At 63.2% G+C, this 3600-nt stretch carries 2 protein-coding genes and 1 pseudogene; 1 reads left to right on the top strand and 2 read right to left on the bottom strand.

Translation table 11 applies throughout. The annotated features are described in order from the left end of the window. The coding region (locus IVB32_RS30245) for a pyridoxal-phosphate dependent enzyme (protein WP_247412285.1) at positions 1-536 on the top strand (536 nt) is incomplete at its 5' end. A gap of 21 nt (positions 537-557) precedes the next feature. Here the strand turns inward: IVB32_RS30245 and IVB32_RS30240 are convergent. Together IVB32_RS30240 and IVB32_RS30235 are read right to left on the bottom strand one after the other, a co-directional pair. Then, on the bottom strand, positions 558-1091 hold the full coding sequence (locus IVB32_RS30240) for a DUF805 domain-containing protein (protein WP_018457795.1): 534 nt from the start codon (positions 1089-1091) through the stop codon (positions 558-560). A gap of 115 nt (positions 1092-1206) precedes the next feature. After that, positions 1207-3463, bottom strand: a pseudogene (locus tag IVB32_RS30235) (tetratricopeptide repeat protein). Positions 3464-3600 lie beyond the last annotated feature (137 nt).

Genomic DNA, 3600 nt, shown 5'->3' with positions numbered 1-3600 from the left:
CCGAGATCTGGGAGCAGACCGGCGGCAAGATCGACGGCTTCGTCTGCTCCGTCGGCAGCGGCGGCACGCTGGCCGGCACCAGCCGCTTCCTGAAAGAGAAGAGCAAGGACGTCAGGATCGCCTGCGCCGACCCGCACGGCGCCGGCATGTATGAATATTTCAGAACGGGCGATGCCAAGGCGACGCCGGGCGGCTCGATCACCGAGGGCATCGGCCTCAACCGGGCGACCGCAATCGTCGAGAGCGCAAAGGTCGATGACGCCTATCTCATTCCCGATGCGGAAGCAGTCACGGTGATCTACGAACTGCTCCAGCACGAAGGCCTGTGCCTCGGCGGCTCGACCGGCATCAACGTTGCCGGCGCGATGCGTCTCGCAAAACAGCTCGGGCCCGGCAAGACGATCGTCACCGTGCTTTGCGATTCCGGCAGCCGTTACCAGTCGAAGCTGTTCAATGCGGACTTCATGCGCGCCAAGAGCCTTCCTGTGCCTGAATGGCTGGAGAAGCGCAGCAACATCAAGCTGCCGTTCGTCTAGAACGTTCCGGAAGCCGGCCGTCTAGCTCCAGTTCGAGCGAGACGATCCCTGCGACACCCGCGCGAGGCGCTCGTTCGATAGCGAAGGCTTGTTCGCGCGTGTGCGCGGCGGGAGGGGAGCGCCGTAGGAGCCCTCGCTGTCGCCGCTCGGCCAGAACATGAGCGCGAGCATCAGCGCGAGGTTGACGAGCGCGCCGACCGCCGTTGCCTGGTGCTCCTCCCCGATCGCCCAGGCCGGAAACCGGCCCGCGACGACATGGTCGACGATCATGAGCGCGAACCAGGCAGGCACCACGCAGACCGGATCCCAGCCGATGTCGCGGATGCGCATCGATTGCAGCGTGAGGGTCGCAACTCCGAAGAACACGATCGCGGCGATCATCGCCCAGCTCTTGGTGAGGTCTTCGGGTCGGATCGCGCCGGGCGAGGTGTTGTTCAGCACGGCCATTGCGATTGCAAAGCAGATCGCCGTCATCACGATCGCAAGCGCGACCGTCGCGAGGAAGAAATGCAATCGCCCGAGCCGGGCGTTCAAGCCGAAGACGAAACCGAGCATTGGCGCACCCTTTTGGCGCCACATGCCCAGAGATAGCTTTCGGAGCCATGAACCGGCACGGTCGCGCAGCGCCGCATGGTTTCCGGAGGACTAAGGTGGCCGGCGCAATTCGAGGCTACGCCCCAACCGGCAGGGTCAGGCCCCCGCTGCCTTCGACAGCCGCGGCACAATAGTCGCGCAGAACTGGCGATAGCCCGCTTCGACCTTGCGCGTGTAGATTTCGACATTGCCGGCGGGAGACGCTGCGATCCGGGCCGGCAAGTCGCTGCGCAACCTCGCCAGATACGCCGGCTGCGCCGCATATTTGCAGGCGATCGCGGCATAGCCCTCGTCGTCCTCGGCGACCCAGTCGTCGAGACCGACCGCAGCCACGATCGAACCACCGGCACGCGACGAGGCGCCGTTGCCAAGCTTGGCCACGACCGGAACGCCCGCATAGAGCGATTCCCAGGTGCTGACGCCGCCATTTTGCGGGAACGTGTCGAGCGATATGTCGACGTTCGCAAACGCCCGCAGGTGCTCGGGGCGCGGCGACGAGCCCAGGCAGGTGACATTCTCCTCGGCAACGCCCTGTGCCACGAACCGCGCGACCAGATTGTCGCGCAGTATGGGATCGTCAAGCAGAGTATGCTTGATGATGATCTTCGAACCCGTCACCTCGCGCATCACTTTCGACCACACCCCGATGGCCTCGTCTGAGATCTTGTAGATGCGGTTGAATACGCCGAAGGTCACATGACCGTTGCGGAGCATGGGCGGCTCCGATGCAGGTAGATCCAAAATGGGATCGATCGTGATCAGGCACGGCAGGTCGTAGACCTTTTCAGCCAGCAGATGGCGCGCCGATTGCGGAATGAAGACGGGATCCGCGAGCACGTAGTCCATGGTCTGAAGGCCCGTGCCCGTGGCGTGACCAAACCCCGAGACCTGGATCGGGGCCGGCTTGCGGGCGAAGACATGGAGCCTGTTGCCGGTCGTGTGCCCGGATACGTCGATCAGGATATCGACCTTGTCGGCCTGAATGCGATCGGCCAGTTCGTCGTCCGACATCTGCCAGGCGTCGACCCAGACATCCGCCGAGGACCTGAATGCGGCGGTCATCTCATCTCTTACCGGCGAGCACGAATAGCAGACGATCTCGAACCTGGCATGATCATGATGGCGCAGCACCGGCAACAGAGCGAACGCCGCCGAGTGATGCCAAAACTCGGCAGCAACATAGCCGACCACGATCGCCTGTCGGGATCAAGCTGCCGGGGGGCAAGAGTCCTTCGCGGCAACTTCGAGCCGATCGCGTCCCACCACTGCTTTCGTGCGGCCTGCTGAACCGCGAAATCGGCCTCGGAGAGATAGTCGAGGAAGAAGATCTTCCGGCCGATCAAGGATGCATCCGGCACAATGGCCAGCGCCGCATCGAGAAGCTCGATCGCCGACGCGATCTCTCCCTGATTTGCAAAACAAGCGCTCAGCAGCGCCATCGCGATCGCTGAGCGTGGATATTCCTCCAGCAACATGGTGCAGGCTAAAATCGCTTGCGCCGTGTTTCCCATGGCGAGCGCGACTTGTGCCTTCCCCTGCAAGGCCACCTCGAGCTTGGGCGCAAGCGCAAGGGCCGCGTCGAAATCCGCCGCCGCCTGTTCCAACCTCGACGTCTCAAGATTGAGCCGTCCACGGTTCGCCAGGATTTTCGCCGAGCCTGGCCTGATCGCGAGCGCCGCCTCCAGCGCGCCTTTGGCCTCGTCGAAGTTTTTGAGCTCGATATTGACCAAACCTTTGCCGACGAGCGCCTCGACGTTTCGCGGCTGAAACAACAGTGCGCGCTCGAAGCTCTGTTTGGCGCGATCAAGCTGGCGCAGCGCGAGCTCTGCCAGGCCGCGATTGCAAAGCGCATCGGCATGATCGGGCTTCAGCCCGATCGCGCGATCGTACAGTTCGATAGCCTGCTCGACGCGGTTTAGATGCAACAAGGTATTGCCGAGATTGGCCAAGGCCATCGGGAAGCTGGGCTTCAACGCGATGGCTCTCTCCAGGGACGTACGCGCGTCCTCATATTCCCCAAGTGCGAAATGCGTGGCTCCCAAATCGGAAAAAGCCTGTGCCGAGCGTGGGTCGACCGTCACGGCATATTTGAGGGCCTGTTTCGCTGCCTCGAAGTGTCGGCTCGCGAACGCGCCCAAGCCAAGCAGGTGCAAGGCGCCGAAATGCTCCGGAAGTTCATTCAGGATCTGGCGGCAGAGCGCCTCGGTCTCCGCATACCGGCCCTGGCCATAGGCCGCATTCGCGGTCGAAATGATCGCGTCCGCCTGCTTCTTCAATTTCTTCTGCAATCGCGCGTTCTGGAACGCGCGCGCGCCGGCGCCGCTGCTCTGCAAGGATTCTCTCCGGAGGATGCCCGAGACGATTCTAGCTGATTCGCGGCCAGAGCCGCCGGTTTAGGCGGCCCGGCAATCCCCCGGAAGATGCCGGTGCCCAACCCGGGCCTCGCCTACGCAACGTCAGCGTTATCCGC

Source organism: Bradyrhizobium sp. 23 (assembly GCF_023073295.1).
In the GTDB taxonomy this organism is placed as follows: domain Bacteria; phylum Pseudomonadota; class Alphaproteobacteria; order Rhizobiales; family Xanthobacteraceae; genus Bradyrhizobium; species Bradyrhizobium canariense_D.
The sequence above is the reverse complement of the archived record's forward strand: the minus strand, read 5'-3'. Positions and strand labels throughout refer to the sequence as shown.

Bases quoted from the DNA above. Each gene is read 5' to 3' on its own strand.
- IVB32_RS30240 (WP_018457795.1), bottom strand. From the start codon at position 1,091: ATGCTCGGTTTCGTCTTCGGCTTGAACGCCCGGCTCGGGCGATTGCAT.